General features: G+C 61.9%; 17 protein-coding genes and 1 pseudogene. 4 read left to right on the plus strand and 14 right to left on the minus strand.

What is annotated here, in order from left to right; translation table 11 throughout:
- The 3 genes and pseudogenes from AB4Z11_RS03325 to AB4Z11_RS03335 form a co-directional block, all read right to left on the minus strand.
- Positions 1-1,299 (minus strand): annotated as a pseudogene (locus AB4Z11_RS03325) (DUF3372 domain-containing protein); the annotation flags it as partial.
- A gap of 83 nt (positions 1,300-1,382) precedes the next feature.
- Complete coding sequence (locus AB4Z11_RS03330) at positions 1,383-1,826, minus strand: GNAT family N-acetyltransferase (protein ID WP_442022782.1); 444 nt, start codon at positions 1,824-1,826, stop codon at positions 1,383-1,385.
- Positions 1,827-1,981: 155 nt separating this feature from the next.
- Positions 1,982-3,607: a POT-type proton-dependent oligopeptide transporter gene (locus AB4Z11_RS03335; RefSeq protein WP_442022783.1), complete on the minus strand. Its 1,626-nt coding sequence runs from the start codon at positions 3,605-3,607 to the stop codon at positions 1,982-1,984.
- Positions 3,608-3,737: 130 nt separating this feature from the next.
- Here AB4Z11_RS03335 and AB4Z11_RS03340 point away from each other — a divergent pair, with 130 nt between their 5' ends.
- Together AB4Z11_RS03340 and AB4Z11_RS03345 are read left to right on the plus strand one after the other, a co-directional pair.
- Positions 3,738-5,345, plus strand: a complete 1,608-nt coding sequence (locus AB4Z11_RS03340; RefSeq protein ID WP_442022784.1) for an alpha-glucosidase — start codon at positions 3,738-3,740, stop codon at positions 5,343-5,345.
- A 90-nt stretch (positions 5,346-5,435) separates the two neighbouring features.
- Positions 5,436-7,310 (plus strand): glucokinase, encoded by a 1,875-nt coding sequence (locus AB4Z11_RS03345; RefSeq protein ID WP_442022785.1) that lies wholly within the window; start codon positions 5,436-5,438, stop codon positions 7,308-7,310.
- Positions 7,311-7,395: 85 nt separating this feature from the next.
- Here the strand turns inward: AB4Z11_RS03345 and AB4Z11_RS03350 are convergent, their stop codons facing one another.
- On the minus strand, positions 7,396-8,697 hold the full coding sequence (locus tag AB4Z11_RS03350; protein WP_442022786.1) for an NAD(P)/FAD-dependent oxidoreductase: 1,302 nt from the start codon (positions 8,695-8,697) through the stop codon (positions 7,396-7,398).
- A 2-nt stretch (positions 8,698-8,699) separates the two neighbouring features.
- Positions 8,700-10,154 (minus strand): homospermidine synthase, encoded by a 1,455-nt coding sequence (locus tag AB4Z11_RS03355; RefSeq protein WP_442022787.1) that lies wholly within the window; start codon positions 10,152-10,154, stop codon positions 8,700-8,702.
- Between the two features lie 91 nt (positions 10,155-10,245).
- Here AB4Z11_RS03355 and AB4Z11_RS03360 point away from each other — a divergent pair, with 91 nt between their 5' ends.
- Both AB4Z11_RS03360 and AB4Z11_RS03365 read left to right on the plus strand, forming a co-directional pair.
- Positions 10,246-10,773 (plus strand): PadR family transcriptional regulator, encoded by a 528-nt coding sequence (locus AB4Z11_RS03360; protein WP_442022788.1) that lies wholly within the window; start codon positions 10,246-10,248, stop codon positions 10,771-10,773.
- Positions 10,773-12,008, plus strand: a complete 1,236-nt coding sequence (locus AB4Z11_RS03365; protein ID WP_442022789.1) for an MFS transporter — start codon at positions 10,773-10,775, stop codon at positions 12,006-12,008. Before AB4Z11_RS03360 ends, AB4Z11_RS03365 begins: the two co-directional genes overlap by 1 nt.
- On the opposite strand, the gene AB4Z11_RS03370 is transcribed toward AB4Z11_RS03365, so the two are convergent.
- From AB4Z11_RS03370 to AB4Z11_RS03410, 9 genes are all read right to left on the minus strand, one after another.
- Complete coding sequence (locus AB4Z11_RS03370) at positions 11,989-12,609, minus strand: hypothetical protein (RefSeq protein WP_442022790.1); 621 nt, start codon at positions 12,607-12,609, stop codon at positions 11,989-11,991. The two genes, AB4Z11_RS03365 and AB4Z11_RS03370, sit on opposite strands and share 20 nt — an antisense overlap.
- Positions 12,610-13,239, minus strand: a complete 630-nt coding sequence (locus AB4Z11_RS03375; protein ID WP_442022791.1) for a glutathione S-transferase family protein — start codon at positions 13,237-13,239, stop codon at positions 12,610-12,612.
- Positions 13,240-13,248: 9 nt separating this feature from the next.
- Positions 13,249-13,752, minus strand: a complete 504-nt coding sequence (locus AB4Z11_RS03380) for a hypothetical protein (RefSeq protein ID WP_442022792.1) — start codon at positions 13,750-13,752, stop codon at positions 13,249-13,251.
- Between the two features lie 72 nt (positions 13,753-13,824).
- Positions 13,825-15,453, minus strand: a complete 1,629-nt coding sequence (locus AB4Z11_RS03385; RefSeq protein ID WP_442022793.1) for a methyl-accepting chemotaxis protein — start codon at positions 15,451-15,453, stop codon at positions 13,825-13,827.
- 77 nt (positions 15,454-15,530) lie between these two features.
- Positions 15,531-16,988 carry an aminotransferase-like domain-containing protein gene (locus tag AB4Z11_RS03390; protein WP_442022794.1) on the minus strand — a complete coding sequence of 486 codons (1,458 nt, stop codon included), beginning with the start codon at positions 16,986-16,988 and terminating at the stop codon, positions 15,531-15,533.
- A gap of 81 nt (positions 16,989-17,069) precedes the next feature.
- Positions 17,070-17,531, minus strand: a complete 462-nt coding sequence (locus AB4Z11_RS03395; RefSeq protein ID WP_442022795.1) for a hypothetical protein — start codon at positions 17,529-17,531, stop codon at positions 17,070-17,072.
- A 20-nt stretch (positions 17,532-17,551) separates the two neighbouring features.
- Positions 17,552-17,986 carry a hypothetical protein gene (locus tag AB4Z11_RS03400; protein WP_442022796.1) on the minus strand — a complete coding sequence of 145 codons (435 nt, stop codon included), beginning with the start codon at positions 17,984-17,986 and terminating at the stop codon, positions 17,552-17,554.
- Positions 17,983-18,411 (minus strand): hypothetical protein, encoded by a 429-nt coding sequence (locus AB4Z11_RS03405; RefSeq protein WP_442022797.1) that lies wholly within the window; start codon positions 18,409-18,411, stop codon positions 17,983-17,985. Before AB4Z11_RS03405 ends, AB4Z11_RS03400 begins: the two co-directional genes overlap by 4 nt.
- Positions 18,412-18,510: 99 nt before the next feature.
- A partial coding sequence (locus tag AB4Z11_RS03410; protein WP_442022798.1) for a PEP-CTERM sorting domain-containing protein occupies positions 18,511-18,799 on the minus strand: 289 nt, incomplete at its 5' end.

Here is an 18,799-nt window from a genome sequence, read left to right on the forward strand (position 1 = left end):
GTCCATGCCCACGCGCAGGCCTGCCTTGTGCAACGCCATCACCATCTCGCGGAACTCGATAATACGGCGCGCACCGTCTTCCGGATCGGTGCTGTAGCTGCCTTCCGGCGCGCTGTAGTGATAGGGGTCATAACCCCAGTTGTAGCAGTCGGTCAGGTGCGTGGCCGTAACCGCAGCCTGCTGCTGATCACTATCCGGCGCACCCGATGGACGCGGCACGGCGCAGCCTTTCTCCGGCACGCTGCCGATATCGTAGACCGGCAGTAGATGCACATCCGTCATGCCAGCGCGGGCGAGGGCAGTCAGATGCTTCATGCCGTTCGATCCGGTTTCGTGGAAGGCGGTGTACTTGCCGCGATTCTGAAGACTCACACTGCGATCGTTGATCGAGAAGTCGCGCACGTGCAGCTCGTAGATCGACATGTCCGGCAGCGCTTTCACCGTTGGCGGCGAAGTGTCCTGCTTCCAGCCGCCGGGCGCGAGGCGCGGATCGGCCAGATCGGCGATGTAGCTGCGCTGCGAATCAGTGTTCAGGCTGACGGAATATGGATCGGTAACGAGATTGCGCACCAATCCCGCGCGGCCTGCGACCACGTCTACCACGTACTTGTAGTATTGGCCGCCGCGCGCGGTAGCAGACCAGGTGCCGGTGCGCGCATCCATCTTCATCGGGGTGATCGCCCTGGCCTTGCTGCTGCCGTTATCGTAAGTGCAGACGGCCACCTGCTGCGCGGTCGGCGCCCACAGTTTGAAGCTCGTGCCGCCTTTCGCGGCGGTCGCGCCAAGATCGCTGACACGCTCGGCGTCGGCGTAAAGCTCGTCCAGCGCACCGGCGATTTGCAGCGCAGTCGCGTCGCGCACCGTACCGTCGGTATTTTCCTGCACCAGCACGATCTGCTTTTGCAGGGCGGGTAATTCACTCGTCGAAAGCGCAACGCCAGCGCCAAGATATTTGAACCGGGCTGGAAGCGGCTCTGCGCTGACCGACAGCGCCACTGACCCATCCGCACCGCTGACTTTCCCGCCCACTGTTGCGGCGATGCCCGCCGTCGCCGAATAATACAGCTTGAACTGCCCCTCGGCCGCCACGCCCGGCCACGCAATGCGATGCCCATCCAGCCATACGCCGCGCRCATCAAACGTGTTTGTCTGCCCCAGCGCTTGCTGATATGAACCTTCGCAGCTTGCCAGCGAAGGCGGGGCGGCAGGCGCCGCATGCACGGCTGCAGACGCCGCCAGCGCGATTAAAGTGAACGAAATCCGGGCTGCGCGCCGATGCTCATCACGAGTGCTTGCCATCAAAGTCTCCGTAGTTCCATTACAGCTGCGCYGAAGTATGGGGCGCTTGCTCCTGCAATGGTACCCGATTGGATGTAGCAATACTACGGAATGAAGCGCCGCCGAGCTAAGGGAGAGATTTCCTTCTTCATACAGGTCGGCACGAGTGGATCGTCCGTGAAATGCCGCGAATGGTAGAAGTCGCGCGTGCCTTCTGCTGGCTGGAGAATGATGCGGCGGATGCCTTGTTTCAGGCAGTGCTGCTCGATGCATTGCAGCAGCCAGCTGCCGACGCCATGACTGCGGTGCTTGCCGCTGACGATCAGTTCGGATACGAAGCAGAATTCCGGCGGCGCTTCTTCCAGCCGCGCGATGGCCACGCGGCGTGTGCCAATGCAGGCGACGGCCCATTGGACCTTGCCTCGGGCATTTTTGGGCGGCGGAGGGGCTTCCTGCCAGCCTGCGTCTTCGCGGAACGCTTTCAGTTCTTTGAACGGCAGCTTGCTGAGCAGGGCGAATTGAAGCTCGTGGTGAGGATCATGTTGCATGAGCTTAGGCTAATTGCCCGGGAGTACGAACTCAAGGATTGGTGTGTATCGAATAGTGCAGATTGTATCAAATTGTAAGGATTTGTCGTAAGGGAAACACAGATGTCTTTCAGCCAAAAAAAAGCCCGCCGAAGCGGGCTGTTGATCGCACCTTCTCAGGCTTTTTTTGCCACCGGCTCGCTGCCGTAGCAGGCGTTCGGTGCGGCGTCGACGCGGTAGTTGTCGACCATCCGGTAGCGCATGGCGTACCAGGCGAAGACGGCGGCGGCCAGCGCGGCGACGCCGGCGAAGAAGTACATCTGGAAGGCCATCACCGAGAAACCCGTACTAGAAATGTAGGCCGATACGGTGTCGTTCTTCACGCTGGAATTCAGGATCAGCACCCACAGATTGCCCACCGTGACCGCCAGGTACCACAGCGACATGATGGTGCCCTTCATCGACGCCGGCGCCTGCGAATAGGCGAATTCGAGGCCCGTTGCCGACACCAGCACCTCGCCCATGGTCAGCAGAAGATAAGGAAGGATCTGCCAGGCCATCGACATCGGGGTGCCGCCATCCATGATGACCTGGATGGTGCCGATCACGATCCACGCCAGTGCCGAGAAGAAGATGCCCGCGCCCATGCGGCGCAGCGCGGTCGGCTCGATGCCCAGCGCGCGCAGGATGGGGAAAAGGGCGATGTTATTGAAGGGGATCAGCAGCATCACCAGCAGCGGATTCRGCGCCTGCATCTGCGCCGGCACAAAGCTGAAGCTGTAGCCGAGGATTTCGTAGGTCGGGTGCACCATATCGTTGGCCTGCACGATCCAGGTCGAAGCCTTCTGGTCGAACAGGGACCAGAACGGCGTCACCAGCGCGAACACGATGAAGATGCGCAGCACGGCGCGCACGCCGTTCACCGCTTCGTCGGAATGCTTGCCGCGTGCACGCTCCAGCTGCATCGAGGTGCCCATGCCGCCAAAGGCCAGCAGCAGCACCAGCGCCGTGCAGGCTGCAATCACGAAGCCCCACGAAGGCGTCATGGCCAGCGAGGCGAGGGCGCCCAGCACGCCGATGATGGCCACCGTCAGGCCGGGGCGCGATTGGCCCGGCGCGGCGCTCGCCAGCGCGGTCCTGGCCACGCGCGTGAAGGAATCCGGATTCGGCTCGGCCGGCGGCACGTGCACGTATTTGCCGCGGCCCATCCAGAACACCATGGTCGCGATGAACATCAGGATGCCGGGAATGCCGAAGGCCACAGCGCCGCCGTAATCGCGCAGGAAGATCGGCATCAGCAGCGAGGCGAAGAAGGAGCCGAGGTTGATGGACCAGTAGAAGGCGTCGAACACGACCTTCGCACGCTTCTTGTTGGTCTGGTCGAACTGGTCGCCAACGAAGGACACCACCAGCGGCTTGATGCCACCCGAGCCGAAGGCAATCAGGAACAGGCCAAGATAGAAGCCTTCCAGCTTGTTTTCGAACAGCGCAAGGCAGGCATGGCCCGCGCAATAAATAAGGCTGAACCAGAAGACCGTGTTGTATTTGCCGAAGAAGCGGTCCGACAGCCAGCCGCCCAGCAGCGGGAAGAAATAGACACCAATCACGAAGGTGTGGAAGACGTGCTTTGCTTCGCTGGTACGGTCGGCCAGAGGGATGAACAGCAGCAGGGTGCTGATCAGGAAAGGCGTCAGGATGTTGCGCATCCCGTAAAAGCTGAAGCGTTCGCAAGCCTCGTTCGTGATGATGTAGGGAATTTGCCGCGGTAACGGCCCGTATCCCTGCTGGTCATTTTGTGACATCAAATCTCCCGAATCGTTGTAGTTTGACTACTCGTAAAAACACTAAGTCTTTGAAATTAAAGGATTTTGCTATGTTGCGACCTGGGCTCTAATGCTGTATATTATCTACAGAGACATTTGAGGAAGCGACATGAACAAAGAGTGGTGGAAAGAGGCGATTATCTATCAGGTCTATCCGCGCAGCTACCAGGATAGTAACGGCGACGGTGTGGGCGACCTGCCCGGCATCACCGCCCGCCTGGAGTACATCGCCAAGCTGGGCGTAGACATCGTCTGGATCTCGCCCTTCTTCAAGTCGCCGATGAAGGATTTCGGCTACGACGTTTCCGACTACTGCGATGTCGATCCCCTGTTTGGCACGCTGGCCGATTTCGATGTGATGATCGCCAAGGCGCACAGCCTGGGCCTGAAGATCATGATCGACCAAGTGATGTCGCACACCTCCGAAGACCACCTGTGGTTCAAGGAGAGCCGCTCTTCGCGCGATAACCCGAAGTCCGACTGGTATGTGTGGGCCGACCCTCTGCCGGACGGGAACCCGCCTAACAATTGGCTGTCCGTGTTTGGCGGCTCGTCGTGGCAGTGGGATTCGCGCCGCAAGCAGTATTACATGCACAATTTCCTGGTCAGCCAGCCGGACCTGAACTTCCATAACCATGAAGTACAGCAGGCCCACCTGGATGCGCTGCGTTTCTGGCTGGAGCGCGGCGTTGACGGGGTGCGCATGGACGCCTGCAATTTCCACTTCCACGACCGTTCGCTGAAGAGCAATCCGCCAGCCCTGGTGCGCGACACCTCCACCGTCAGCGATGTGAACCCCTACGGCATGCAGGCCCACATCCACGACAAGACGCAGCCTGAGAACGTGGCTTTCCTGGTCAAGCTGCGCAAGTTGCTGGATGAATACGGCGCGGTCGCCATCGGCGAAGTGGGGGCCGACGATTCCCTGGCTGTGATGGCCGAATACACCGAAGGCGGCGACAAGCTGCACCTGGCCTACAGCTTCAATCTGCTGACCGCCGTGCACACCGCCGCCCATATTCGCAAGCAGGTGGAGGACTTCGGCACGCGCGTGAAGGATGGCTGGGGCTCCTGGTCGGTCGGTAATCACGACGCGGCCCGCGTGGTCACGCGCTGGGAAGGCCAGTCCAATCCTTTCGCATTCGCCAAGCTGGTGCTGGCCATGCAGCTGTCCCTGCGCGGTACGCCTTGTCTTTATCAGGGCGACGAGCTGGCCTTCAGCGAAGCGGATGTGCCATATGAACTGATCCAGGACCCGTACGGCAAGACCTTCTGGCCCGAATTCAAAGGCCGCGACGGCTGCCGCACGCCGATCGCCTGGACACAGGAAGCCAATGGTGGCTTCACCGAAGGCACGCCCTGGCTGCCGGTGGCGAAGGAACACATTGCCGTTGCAGCCTCCGTGCAGGAAGCCGATCCGGAGTCACCGCTGAACTTCGCTCGCCGCATGATCGCCTGGCGCAAGACCATGCCGCAGCTGACGCACGGCGATATCCGCTTCTTCGATGTGCCGGAGCCAGTGCTGGCGCTGGAGCGCAGCGCTGCCGGTGAGCGCAGCGTGATCGCCGTGTTCAACCTCGGCGCGGAGCCGGTCAGCGTCGCACTGCCGCAAGCGGCGGGCGCAGAAAAGCTTGCGCAGCCTGGGCTGCCGGGCGAAGTGGTGGAAGGGCAGGTGAAGCTGCCAGGCTACGGCGCCTGGTTCGGCTACGCGAAGTAACAACAAACAAACCCCGTCACTGCACGGGGTTTGTTTTTTCGGGTATCCTTGCGGCCGTTGTTGAATAAAACTCAAGAAATAAAAAAGACCATGAAACAAGTAGAGGCAGACACCAAAACGACCCGCGGCGCCTTTGCCGACGGACCGCGCCTGCTGGCGGATATTGGCGCCACCCACGCCCGTCTCGCGCTGCAAACGGCGCCCGGCGAATTCAAGTCCGTGCGTGTGCTCCAATGCGACGACTTCACGGGCATCGTGCCTCTGTTGCGCAGTTATCTTGCGGATCATGGCAACATCAATCTGAATCACGGCGCGCTGGCGCTGGCCAATCCGGTGCATGGCGATTACATTCGCATGACCAACCGCGACTGGCAATTCTCCACCGACGAAGTGCGCCGCGAACTGGGCCTGCACACGCTGCTGGTGGTGAACGACTTTACCGCGCTGGCGATGGCCATCCCGGGCTTCAAGGACGAAGACCTGATGAAGGTCGGGGGCGGCGCGCCGGCGCAGCAGTCGGTGATCGGCGTGCTCGGCCCCGGCACGGGTCTGGGCTGCTCCGGCGTGATTCCGACGGTGGACGGCTACGTCACGCTGGGTTCTGAAGGCGGCCACACGAATTTCGCGCCGGCCGATGAACGCGAATACGCCATCCTGCAATATGCATGGCAGACCTGGCCGCACGTATCGAACGAACGCCKGATTTCCGGCCCCGGCATGGAAATCATCTACCGCGCGCTGGCGCGCCGCAATGGCCTGAACGTACGCGACCTGACGTCGCAGCAGATTATTGCCGGCGCCCTGAAAGACAAGGACGCGCTGTGCATCGAAGTGCTGGAATGCTTCTGCGCCATGCTGGGCGGCGCGGCGGCGAACCTGGCGGTGACGCTGGGTTCCTTCGGCGGCATCTTCATCGGCGGCGGCATCGTGCCGCGCATGGGCGAGTGGTTCAAGGCTTCGCCATTCCGCTCCCGCTTTGAAGCCAAGGGGCGTTTCTCGTCCTACCTGGCCGATATCCCGACCTTTGTCATCACCACGCCGAACCCCGCTTTCTACGGCGTGGCGACGATTCTGTCCGAGCACCTGCGCGGCCGCACCGGCGCCAACACCCTGATGGACCGCGTGCAGCAGATGCAGAGCGAGCTGACGCCAGCGGAACAGCGCGTGGCGCAACTGGTGATCGAGCAGCCGCGTCTTGTACTGAACGAGCCGATTGCCGATATCGCGCGTCTGGCCGATGTCAGCCAGCCGACCGTGATCCGTTTCTGCCGCTCGCTGGGCTTCCAGGGGCTGGCGGACTTCAAGCTGAAGTTTGCATCTTCGCTGACCGGCGCCATTCCTGTGCGCCACAGCCAGGTGCGCGTCTCCGACAGCACGCACGACCTGAGCGCCAAGGTGATCGACAATACCGTGTCGGCCATTCTGAAGTTCCGCGATCAGCTGGACGTGCGCTCGCTGGACCGCGCCATTGCGCTGCTGGCGAAGGCGAAGAAGGTCGAGTTCTACGCCATGGGCAATTCGCGCGTGGTGGCGCTGGACRGCCAGCACAAGTTTTTCCGCTTCCGCATTCCGACCGCCGTGTATGGCGATTCTCATTTGTTCACGCTGGCGGGCGAGTTGCTGAGCCAGGGCGATGTTGTGATTGCGATTTCCAATTCCGGCAAACTGCCGGAGCTGCTGGAAGCCGTCGAAGCCGCACGTGCATCGGGCGCCGACGTTATCGCCATCACCACCAGCCAGTCGCCGCTGGCGAAGAAGGCCACGGTCTGCCTGGCGGTTGACCACACCGAGGACAGCTCCACCTTCCTGTCCATGATCTCGCGCATTCTTCAACTGCTGCTGATCGACATCCTGTCCGTCGGCATTTCGCTCGACGAACAGAATTCCGCATTGGTGCTGGAGCGTAAGCAGAACGGCACCGTGCAGGAAAGCCGCAAGCTGCTGATCTCCCACCTGGACAATTAGCACGCAACGGCGGATCAATGATCCGCCCTACACCTGGAGAAGCAGGCGTAGGGCGGGTCATTGACCCGCCGTGTATGCGCCGCCGTTACAGCATATCCTTCAGCTGGAAGTAGAGCATGCCGAGTACCAGGGCGGGAGTGCGCAGCAATGCGCCGCCGGGGAATTCGGCGTGTCTGACGCGGGCGAACAGGTCGAAGCGTTCTGCCTGTCCCGCGATGGCTTCGGCGACCAGCAGGCCGGCCATGCCGGTGAAGGCCAGTCCGTGCCCCGAAAAGCCCTGCATATAGTAGATGTTCGGATCGGCGCGGCCGATGTCGGGCGCGCGGTTCATGCTGATGTCCACGAAGCCGCCCCACGCATATTGCACCGGCACGTCCTGCAACTGCGGGAACACCGCTACCATGCGGCGCCTGATGCGCTCAACCAGATTGGCGGGCGTCTTGCCGCTATAGCTGTCGCCGGCGCCGAACAGCAGGCGATTGTCTGCGCTCAGGCGGAAGTAGTCCAGCACGAAATTGGTGTCCGACACGGCGCTGCGCCGCGGCAGCAATTCTTCGGCGCGTGCTTGGGACATCGGCTCGGTGGCCACAATGTAAGTCCCAACCGGCATGATGCGCGCACTTATGCGCGGGGCCAGCCGGCCATATTCCGCGAGATAGACATTCCCCGCCAGCACCAGGAAGCGCGCGCTCACCTGGCCTTGCGCCGTTTGCGCGGCAGGCGCCGCGCCGCGTTCGAGCCGCAGCACGGGGGAGTCCTCGAAGATGCGCACGCCCGCTGCCAGCGCAGCGCGGCCCAGACCCAGCGTGTATTTGAGCGGTTGCACATGGCCGCCGCCCGCGTCGGCCACGCCTGCGTAAAAGCGTTTGCTGCAGATCCAGTGCGGCATCTCTTTCGGCGTGATCCAGTGCAGGGGATAGCCATACACCGACTCCACATGCTTGCCCCACTGTTCCAGCGCGCGCATCTTGCCGGGCTTGACGGCGAGGCTCAGCGCGCCGGGCGCGTAGTCGCAGTCGATCTGGTATTTCTGCATGCGCTTGTGCATCAGCTTGATGCCCGCCACGGATGCGTCCCAGGCGCGGCGCGCATCCTCTTTTGGCAGCTGGCGCTCGATGGCACATTCGCCATCGGAGCCAAAGCCCGGCAGCACTTGTCCGCCATTGCGTCCCGAGGCGCCCCAGCCGATGCGTTGGGCCTCCAGCAGCACCACCGAATAGCCGCGCTCCGCCAGTTCCAGCGCGGCGGACAAGCCCGCCAATCCGCCGCCAATGACGCACACGTCCGCGCTGATGCTGCCGCTTAACGGTGGCAGAGGAGCGGGGCGCTGCACGTCCGCTTCATAGAACGAGTTTTCGATGACGCCGAGTTCCTTTTGCAGCAGCATGATCAGCCAACGCGAAAGTTGGGGAACTGCCAGGGATCAGCCGGATCGTGCGGTTCCTCGAACAGCGGACTTCGGCCCTTCAAAGGCGTCCAGTCGTCATAGACGCCGGCCAGCTCGCCGAGGTAGGGCGCGGCGATCTGCATCACCAGCTGGTCGTCGATATCGTCCGGTTCCACCACGCCGCAGTCGGGATTGCGGATTGCCCACACCATGCCCGCCAGCACGCCGGCCACGACCTGCAAGGAAGTGGCGGAGTTGTGCGGCGCCAGCTCGCGCGCCTGGGCTATGCTCAGGCGGGAGCCGTACCAGTAAGCGCCTTTCGCATTGCCCATCAGGAGCACGCCCAGTTCGTCCATGCCGCTGTCGATTTCCTCGCGCATGATGCGACGCTGCGATTGCAGCTTCCAGTTCTTGCCCGCGACTTCGTGCAGCGAGAGCACGGCGTCATCGCAGGGGTGATAGGCGTAATGCACGGTAGGGCGGTAGATCACTTCATTGTTCTCGCGCAGCGTCAGATGGTCGGCGATCGAAATCGATTCCGCATGGGTGACGAGAAAGCCGTGGTAGGGGCCTTCGCCTGGCGTCCAGCTGCGCACGCGCGTGCCGATGCCGGGCCGCTTCAGGTAGATGGCCGCATCGCTGCCATAGCCGTGGCGCTCGGCATCGATGGGCCAGTGCTGCTCGTGGCTGCCCCAGCCCAGTTCCGCCGGCTGCAGGCCTTCGCTGACAAAGCCGTCCACCGACCAGGTGTTGACGAATTCGTCGCGCTGCTTGCGCCGGCCGGAGAACTGCGTGTCGCGCTCGGCGATGTGGATCACCTTGATRTCCAGTTGCCGCGTCAGACGCGCCCACTCTTCATAGCAGTCTGGCCGCTCCACATCGAGATGCAGGTCGCGCGCCATATTCATCAGCGCCTGCTTGACGAACACCGAGGCCAGGCCGGGATTGGCGCCCTGTGTCATCACGGCCGTGGCGCCATGGCGCTTGTCCAGCCGGAAGGCCAGCATGGCTTCGCGCAGGGCGTAGTTGGAGCGCTGCGACAGGGTGAGACGCTCGTCCTGATAAAAGCCGGCCCAGGGCTCGGTGCAAGTGTCCAGATACAGCACGCCGTGCCGCCAGCAATAGCGCACCAGGTCCAGGCTGGAGACGTCGACCGACAGATTCAGCAGAAAGTCGCCTTCCTTCAGGTGCTGGCCAAGAATGCTTTCGTAATTGCCTTCGGTGAGGGGCAAGGCGTCGAAAGCTATGCCGTACTCCCCGGCGATGCCGCTGTCGTCCGGGTCGCGCGACAGTATCCGCACTTGCGATGGCTGAAGATCAAGATGCCGAAACAGCAGAGGCACCATGGCTTGCCCGATGCTGCCAAATCCCAGAATGAGCAGGCGGCCAGGGAATGCCGCGTATTTGATGTCGTTGTCCATGAAGCCATTGTGGGTAAGCGCCGGCGCGGCTTCCATGCGGCACTTCACATTAAACGCAGGGCTTGCAATTTGCCGGGAATGGTTTACGATATATCTTATTGCGATATATCTTAAGGAGAAATTCCACATGTTCCACTTTTTCCGAGGTCACCACCATCCACGTATGCACGGCCATCATCATTTCCACCGCGGCGGCGGCGGCGGACGCGGTCCGAAAATGTTCGATGCGGGCGCCATGCGCTATGTCGTGCTGCAGCTGATCGCCGAGAAGCCGCGCCACGGCTATGAAATCATCAAGGAACTGGAGCAGCGCGCCGGTGGCGGCTACTCGCCCAGCCCGGGCGCCATTTATCCGCTGCTGTCGATGCTGTGCGATATGGGCCACGTGTCCGTGAGCCTGGACGGCAACAAGAAGCTGCACACCATTACCCCGGAAGGCCAGGCTTTCCTGGATGAGAACCGCCAGATGGTGGACGCCTTCGTATCCCGCCTGTCCGAGTCGGGCGAGGGCGGTGGCGATATCCGCATGCTGATGCATGCATTGAAAGAGGCCGTGATCGTGCGCGCCCGCGACCACGCAGCACCTCGCGAGCGGCTGGATCAGATCAGGGCTATCCTGAAACGTGCAACCGACGAAATCAACCAACTACCCTGATGACAACAACACTAACACCTCAACGCGAGCGCGCAGTCCTGTGGCTGCTGGCGCTCACCCAATTTACCGTCATCATGGACTTCATGGTCATGATGCCGCTGGCGCCACAGCTGATGAAGGCCTTTTCAGCCAGTGCGGCGCAGGTTTCCGGCGCAGTATCGGCTTACGCCTGGTGCGCCGGCCTTTCCGGCCTGCTGGCCGCAACCTATATCGACCGCTTCGACCGCAAGCGCCTGCTGCTGATAGTCTTCCTGCTGTTTAATGTGTCGAATCTGGCCTGCGCGCTGGCGCCGAATTTCCACACGCTGGTGCTGTCGCGCGCTTTCGCCGGACTGACGGGGGGCGTGCTGGGCGCCATCGGCATGGCCATCATCAGCGATGTGATTCCACAGGAACGCCGCGGCGCTGCCACCGGCATCGTGATGACGTCCTTCAGCATGGCCGCCATTGCGGGCGTGCCGATGGGCGTGATGCTGGCGGCGCACTTCGGCTGGCAGATGCCGTTCTATCTGCTGGTGGTGTTCTCGATGCTGATCTGGCTCACCGCCTGGCGTGTGATGCCGTCCATGACCGAGCATCTCGGCAAGGCTGCGCCGCTGGCGCGGGTGCTGCCTGATCTGGTGGCCTTGTTCCGCGTACCGGCGCATCTGCGCGCCTTTCTGCTGACCTTTGTCACGGTGATGTCGGGCATGCTGGTGATTCCATTTATTTCGCCTGTCCTGGTCGGCAATCTCGGCGTGGCGCCGGCGGATATCACCTGGATCTATATGTGCGGCGGGCTTGCCACGCTGTTCAGCTCTCGCCTGATCGGCGGCTGGGCGGACCGCGTCGGCAAGCACCGTGTGTTCCGCTTCGTGGCGCTGTTCTCGATGCTGCCGATCCTGCTGATGACGCACCTGCCGCATTGGCCGCTGCTGGCGCTGATGGCATTCTTCCCATTCTTCATGGTGTCGATCTCGGGCCGTGTGGTGCCGCTGCAGGCATTGTTGACGACCGTGCCGGAGCCGCACAAGCGCGGCGCCTTCCTCAGCGCGAACGCCGCGGTACAGCAGGTGGGGACCGGCCTCGGCGCCTTGCTGGGTGGCCTGCTGCTGAACACCGAAGCGTCAGGCCGCATCAGCGGCTACGGCGCCAATGGATTGATCGCTGCATGCACCACGCTGTTCGCGGTATGGTGGGTGGGACGCGTGCAGGGCGTACCTGCGCCTGCCGCGCCTATTCGTTCGCCTGCTTGACGATCAGGTCCAGCAGTTTCTGCGCGCCTTCCAGCACTGGCGCCGCCAGCTGGTCGCGCGCGATGTCGCCGAAGCCGCCTTCGCGTACGCGCAGGCCTTCGGTGGACAGGAAACTGAAACGCACCAGACCGGGAGTGGAAGCGCCGCCGCGTTTCTGCGCCGTGGCCTTGGCGGCGGCAGGAATCGCCGCAGCCACCAGCAGTTTGGCTTGCTGCGCCACGTCTTCCGGCGCGCCATCGTAGACAGCGATGCGGCCGGTGTGATTGATGTAGCGCACGCGCCCGTCGGCGTAAGCGGCCAGCGTATCCAGGCTGCCTTCCAGCGGCACTTCGACCACGAGGCCCAGCAATTCGGCGGACGGCACTTCGTGGCCGTTGGTGCGCAGCCAATGCGCCGCCAGCAGGCGCACCCGGCTTTCTTCATTCGCGTCTTGCACGATGGCCTGGACCACGCGTACATCCGGCTGATCGCCAAACAGCGGCGAGCCGCCCTGCGATGGATCGTCGCAGAACAGCATGGCGTGCACCGTATTCAGTTCATCGGTCTTATACGGTGCCGCGGGCGCGGACTTCTTCGCGCCAAATAACTTCTTGAACATCATTTACCATCCAGTGAGTGCTTCAACTTCATTGACATGGCGCCAGCTGGGGCGGGCGCGCATCATGTCGGCATACTTTTTCAATGCCGGCCATTCGGTAGCGGGACGCGGCATATTGCGCGACCAGCGCATATACATGGTCAGCATCAGGTCCGCGCCGCTGAACTGCTCGCCCAGCAGGTAAGGGCCGCCGGCCGACAGGCGCGCATCCAGCGCGGAAAAGCCGGTTTCGATTTTCTTGCRCAGCGCATCCATCACCGCCGGCTGGTCCTTGCTGCAGCCGATATCGCTGGGGTAGAACCRTTCGCGGAACGGCACGGCGAGGTTGTAGACCATCCACATCATCAGTTCGGTCCATTCGGCATGCGCCAGGGTACCGGATTGCGGCGCCAGGCCGGAATCCGGATGGCGGTCGGCCAGAATCATCATCAGGCCCGCCGCTTCGCGCAGCGGTTTGCCTTCCACCACCATGGTGGGCACGCGGCCGTCAGGATTCAGGCGCAGATATTCGGGGCTGCGCTGCTGGCCGCCTTCCAGGTCCACTTCCACCAGTTCGTAGGGAACGCCGATTTCCTTCAGTGCCGCATGAATGGCCATGCTGGCGCCGCCTTTGCCGTAGTAGAGCGTGTACATGAAGTCTCCTTACTGTGCGCTGCCGCGCTGGAGCGGCTGCTTGTCCTTGCGCCAGCGGTCGAGCGTCAGCAACTCGCCGCTGACGTCGTCCTCCACAAGAATATCGCCGCGTTGGGTGGGCACGAGGAAGCTCTGCCAGGCTTGCGCAGCATCCTCGCCGTTTTCAACAAAGGTGAACTGGTAGTAAGGCTTGCCCTCGACGTCGCGCGGCGCAGGGTCGTATTCAATGACGGCGCCATGCAGCTTGCCGCCGCTGCGCTTTTCAATCGCATCCGACCACGCTTTCAGTTCGGGCAGGGACATCAGCATTTCCGCTGCCTGGTCGCGCGACAGGGCGGCATCCGCGGCACCCGCAGCCTTCGATGGCGCCGGCGCGACGCTAGCCACCGCCGCTGCCATGGCAGGTGGCGTGGCTTGCCCGGCCTTCAGATACCACGCTCCCAGCCCGACGGCCAGCAGCCCGGCAACGATGCCGGCAATGGCGGAATTTCTGATGGGATTGCGCTCGCTCATATCGGTGGTCCGGATTGACAGGAGCGCTCATACTACCAGACCGTTGGCCCGTGGGGCCGCAGTTTGCTGGGCTCAGCGGCTGGCGGCCAGTTTCAGGGCGGCGGGGCGCCTGCTGGCCATCGGCTGCGGCACGGATGCGGCGCTGTGCCGGTCGATACGGAAGCGGCTGACGGCGCGCGCCAATTTGTCCGATTGCTGCTGTAGCGATTGCGCAGCGGCGGCCACTTCTTCAACCAGGGCGGCATTCTGCTGTGTGGCCTGGTCCATTTCCACCACCGCGCGGCTGCACGACACGATGCCGGCATGCTGTTCCGCACTGGCATGGCGAATCTGCACCATGATCTCTTCCACGCGCGCCACACTGCTCACGATATCGTGCATGGCGTTGCCGGTTTGCTTCACCAGCACCRCCCCTGACTGGGCGTGCTGGGTGGCGGCAGAAATCAGCTGGCCAATCTGATGCGCCGCTGCGGCCGAGCGCTGGGCCAGCTGGCGCACTTCGGCTGCGACGACCGCAAAGCCACGGCCCGCGTCGCCGGCACGCGCTGCTTCCACGGCCGCGTTGAGGGCCAGGATATTGGTCTGGAAGGCGATGCCGTCGATCAGGCCGATGATTTCGGCCATTTGCGAGGCGGAGGAGGCGATGTCCTGCATGCGCTGCGTGACGGCGGCTACGGACTCGCCACCGCGTGCCGCGGCAGTTGCAGCCTGCCGCGCAAGGTGATCGGCCTGGTCGGCGTTGGCGCTGTTCTGCTCCACGGTGGCGCTGAGCTGCTCCATTGCCGCTGCGGTTTCCTCCAGGCTGGCGGCCTGCTGCTCGGTGCGCGCCGACAGATCGAGATTGCCGGCCGCGATCTGCGCGGAGGCGGACGCGATCTGGTCGGTGTCGGCCCGCACGTCGCTTACCAGTTGGCCGAGGTGATCGCGCATATGCTCCATCTCGTACATCATGCTGCTGCGGTCGCCGTCGCGCAGCGCGATGGCGCCGGTCAGATCGCCGTCGGCAATGCGTGCGGCGGTACGCGCCGCTTCATCCGGCTCGCCTCCGAGCTGGCTGCGCAGGCGGCGAGTAATCAGCGTGGCCACGGTGCCGGAGAAGAGCAGGGCCAGCGCGCCCAGCACCAGCATTTGCATCTGCGTGTGGGCGTAAGCGGCAGCGGCCTGCTCGCGCGTTGCGTTCATCAGATCCACCTCATGCGTGATCTCGCCGGACAAGGCATCGCGGCAGGACTGCAGCATGGGCTTGACTTCGTTGTTCAGGTAATCACGCGCTTCCGCATCGTGCCCGCTGCGTACCATGCCAATTAGCTGCTGCTGGCCTTCCGCATAGGCGCGCATGGCCGTTGTCACGCGCGCCAGCACTGCCTGGCCTTCCTGGGTTGACACGCGCTGGCGCAGCCTGGCCATGCTCGCTTCGGCCTCATCGCGGTACTTGGCAATATTGTCAATCTGGCGCTGCTGCACGGCCGCATCGCTGGTGAGCATGAGATTGCGCAGCGAAACGGCGATGTCGGTCAGGCGCAGACGGACGTCGGTCGCCAGCTCGATCTTGGGCCAGCGGTCGTCCGCCATCGAAGCAGTAAGGGTGTTCAGCTTGGCCTGTTCGCTGAGGCCGAGGACGATAACGACGGCAAGGAAAGCGCATACGGTGCCATAGCCTGCCATGAGCAAGGTGGCGACCTTGAAGCGAGAGGTTTTCATGCTGGGTCCGATCCGTTGAGGGGCACAGCGACAGGATATGCTGCGGCATCAGCATCGGAGGGCTACAGTTCAGGGCTTTATTGAACGGTACAGCCAGCAGGGTGCAGGGGACGGCGTCCGCACATTTCGCCCACCAGCAGTCCGAGCATGCGCACCGCGGCTTCGATTTCCGCGCTCCACGCATAGCTGTAATTGAGGCGGATGCAGCGGCGGAACTCGTCCCCCGAGGAGAACATGCTTCCCGGACCGATGCTGATGCCGCGCTCCTGCGCACGGGCGTACAGTTCCAGCGCGTCCACGCCGTCGGGCAGTCCGACCCACAGCAGGTAACCGCCTTGCGGCTGGCTGACCGTGGTCCCGTCGGGGAAGAAGCGCTGCACTGCGGACGCCATGATCTTCGCCTGCTGGGTGTAGGCTTTGCGGATTCGGCGCAGGTGGTAATCGTAGCCGTCGTTCTGCAGGTATTCGGCAATGGCCATTTGCGGCAGGGAGGATGTGGTGAGCGTGTTCAGAAATTTCAGTTTTTCGACGGCGGCCTTGTAGCGGCCCGGCAGCGTCCAGCCGATGCGGTAGGCGTTGCTCAGGCTTTTGGAGAAGGAATTGCAGTAGAGGACCAGGCCTTGGGTATCCAGCTGCTTCAACGAACCGGGATGGCTATCGCCGTAATACAGCTCGTGGTACACGTCGTTCTCGATGACCGGAAGGTTGTAGCGGTTCAGCAGGTCCATCAGCTCGCGTTTCCGGCCGGGCGGCATCTGAAAACCAAGCGGGTTCTGGAAGTTGGGCATGACGATACAGGCCGTGACCGATTCTTCAACGATGGCGCGCTCCAGATCTTCGGGATCGATACCGGTCTGCGGGTCGGTTTTCACTTCCACCGCGCGCATGCCCATGCGCTCGATGGCGTGCAGCAGGGCGTAGTAGGTGGGCGATTCGACGGCGATGGCGTCGCCGGGACTTGCCACCGCTTGCAGGCAGAGATTGATTGCCTCGGTAGCGCCGACCGTGACGATGATTTCATTCGCGTTGACTGCCAGCCCGTGCTCCAGATGGCGGCGCGCGATTTGCCTGATCAGTTCAGGATTCCCTGGCGGCAGGTCGGCCATCATATTCCAGTGCGCGTTGCGGCGGCCGATATTGTGCGCGTACTGATTCAGCTTGAGCCAGGGATAAGGCGACGGATCGGGATAAGGCGAGCCTAGAGGGATGCTGCCCTGGGTGATGGAGCGCAGCGTGGTCAGCACCAGCGCCATTCTGTCCATGTCCGCGGTACGTGCTAGCACGGCGGGAGACGGCGATTCAATTAACGCCGCCTGCGGCAGCAAGGGACGGCGCCGCACGAAGTATCCGGACTGTGGACGGCTCTCGATCACACCCTGGCTTTCCAGCAGCAGGAAGGCGCGAATCACGGTGGAGATGCTCAGGCAATGATGCTGGCTGGTCTGGCGCACGGACGGAATGCGCTCGCCTTCCCTGATCACTCCTTGTGCAATCAGGGATGTGATGTCTGCAGCCAGTGCCTCGTAACGTTTCACGACCATCTCCATAATCCGATGATGGTCAGCTTAAGGTCCTTTGCCCGCGCTGGGCACTATACCTTCGTTTAGGATAAACGTTTATGCACGGCGCGTTTTCGCGGTGGCCCAGACGATGGGCAGGCCAAAGAAGAACATATGCGACAACAGGTCCAGCGTAGTCGCCAGCGGTTTGAACGATACCTTGCCGGGGAAGGCGGACAGTGGCAGCACGGCCAATCGCATGACCAGGAAGACAATGATGCCGAAGACAATGGCGGTGATCACTGGCTTGTTCGTCAGCGCCGGAATCTGTCTTGCGGCGAGCAGGAACACGGCCATCCACACAAAGCTCAAGGCGAAATGACAAAGCAGCCCAAGCACCGCCGTCGTCGCCCCGCCGTCAAACGCCGCCTTACCAAGCAAGCCACTGGCCACAATCTGCAGCAAGCGCTCCGCCGTCAGCCCGTTATAGATCGCGAAGCAGATCGCAAACGTGATATCCAGCAGCCCCGCAATGCCACCGCCAATTAAAACTGCTTTGGGAATCGACCAGTTCTGCAAATTCGTTCTCCTTGTTGATCTTAGCGCGCTTGTTTCCTGACCCGTTGTCGAAGCGAGAATCGGATTTCTGTGATTACTCTGTCCTTTTCGAATCCGTACACTGAGCCAGAACCGCTACAAGTTGAAATGAAATCCGAGTCCTTCCTTTTGAAGATGACATACTCCGAACCGACAAATAACGGGACTGCATCAATATCCAATCCGGTTTTAAGCAGGATACTTGTATCTTTCAGCAGGCCTTTGAAGACTCTGTCAATTCGAAACACGGCGTCCACTCGAGGTCCCAGTCCTTCAAGTTCCGCGGGAATCAGTTTCGCTTCAACGAGCGTCGCAATGAACACTTGATCCGCCTCATGCACTTTTTCTCGCAACGGCGACCGCAGGCAACTACTTGCGGACGCGACGTTGGACAGCGTTAAGAGCAGCAACAACGCTGCAAATCTTTGTGCGATCATTTTTGGCCCGCAGTCTGTTCAACAATTTGCAGAACCTTTTTTGCGATTTCCTCTTCTTGTGTGAAGTGAATAGGCCATCCTCCGCCACATATCGATATGCCATTCTCCCCATTGCGATTAAAAATAATGAATTTTTCGGGAACCCTCATGGGCATGCCACAATCGCCGCCACCAGTGCCTGTCCTGAGAATGGTGAACTGATCTGTAATCTGGCCCTTCAGGACTCTGCTGACCTGAAATTTTCCCTCAATGTATGGCCATCCTTCCTTGTCATCGCTTTTCTTGAACTTCGCTTCGACAGCAGTTGCCAGGTAGACGACATCAGCTTCATTGACCTGTTCCTCAAGGGATAAGCTAGGACAACTGCAAGCACTTGCGGCAGTTGAGGTAGTGATGAGAAGAAGTGCCAGAAGTATTTTTCGCATGTGCGAGATCCTGCCATCGAAATAGCAATTGTGCAACTAAGGAGCTACAGGCAATAAAAAAGCCTGCACGGGGCAGGCTTTGCGTGGGGCACAGAGCGATCAGGCTTTGCGGCGCAGGGTGAAGCCGAGCAGGCCGAGGCCCAGTACCACGCTGGCCAGGGTGCCTGGTTCCGGCACGGTGGTGCTCACGGAGACGTTATCGAGCGAGCCGCCGACGCTGTCCGAGGTGCCCACTGCGCGGAATTGCAGTTCGGTGGACGGGCCGAAGCCCTGCAGCTGCAAGGCGATGTGCTGCCAGTGATTACCGGCCGTGCTGCTATTACCGCTGAAGACGCCAACGGACTGGCCAGCCCACAGCACTTCAATCGCGTTGGTGCTCCAGCTGGTG

The organism is Pseudoduganella sp. RAF53_2 (assembly GCF_052113985.1).
Taxonomy (GTDB): domain Bacteria; phylum Pseudomonadota; class Gammaproteobacteria; order Burkholderiales; family Burkholderiaceae_D; genus Rugamonas.

Excerpts from the sequence above, each read along its gene's own strand:
- AB4Z11_RS03330 (WP_442022782.1), bottom strand. The coding sequence starts at position 1,826 with ATGCAACATGATCCTCACCACGAGCTTCAATTCGCCCTGCTCAGCAAG.
- AB4Z11_RS03340 (WP_442022784.1), top strand. The coding sequence starts at position 3,738 with ATGAACAAAGAGTGGTGGAAAGAGGCGATTATCTATCAGGTCTATCCG.
- AB4Z11_RS03350 (WP_442022786.1), bottom strand. The coding sequence starts at position 8,697 with ATGCTGCTGCAAAAGGAACTCGGCGTCATCGAAAACTCGTTCTATGAA.
- AB4Z11_RS03360 (WP_442022788.1), top strand. The coding sequence starts at position 10,246 with ATGTTCCACTTTTTCCGAGGTCACCACCATCCACGTATGCACGGCCAT.
- AB4Z11_RS03365 (WP_442022789.1), top strand. The coding sequence starts at position 10,773 with ATGACAACAACACTAACACCTCAACGCGAGCGCGCAGTCCTGTGGCTG.
- AB4Z11_RS03370 (WP_442022790.1), bottom strand. The coding sequence starts at position 12,609 with ATGATGTTCAAGAAGTTATTTGGCGCGAAGAAGTCCGCGCCCGCGGCA.
- AB4Z11_RS03380 (WP_442022792.1), bottom strand. The coding sequence starts at position 13,752 with ATGAGCGAGCGCAATCCCATCAGAAATTCCGCCATTGCCGGCATCGTT.
- AB4Z11_RS03400 (WP_442022796.1), bottom strand. The coding sequence starts at position 17,986 with ATGATCGCACAAAGATTTGCAGCGTTGTTGCTGCTCTTAACGCTGTCC.
- AB4Z11_RS03405 (WP_442022797.1), bottom strand. The coding sequence starts at position 18,411 with ATGCGAAAAATACTTCTGGCACTTCTTCTCATCACTACCTCAACTGCC.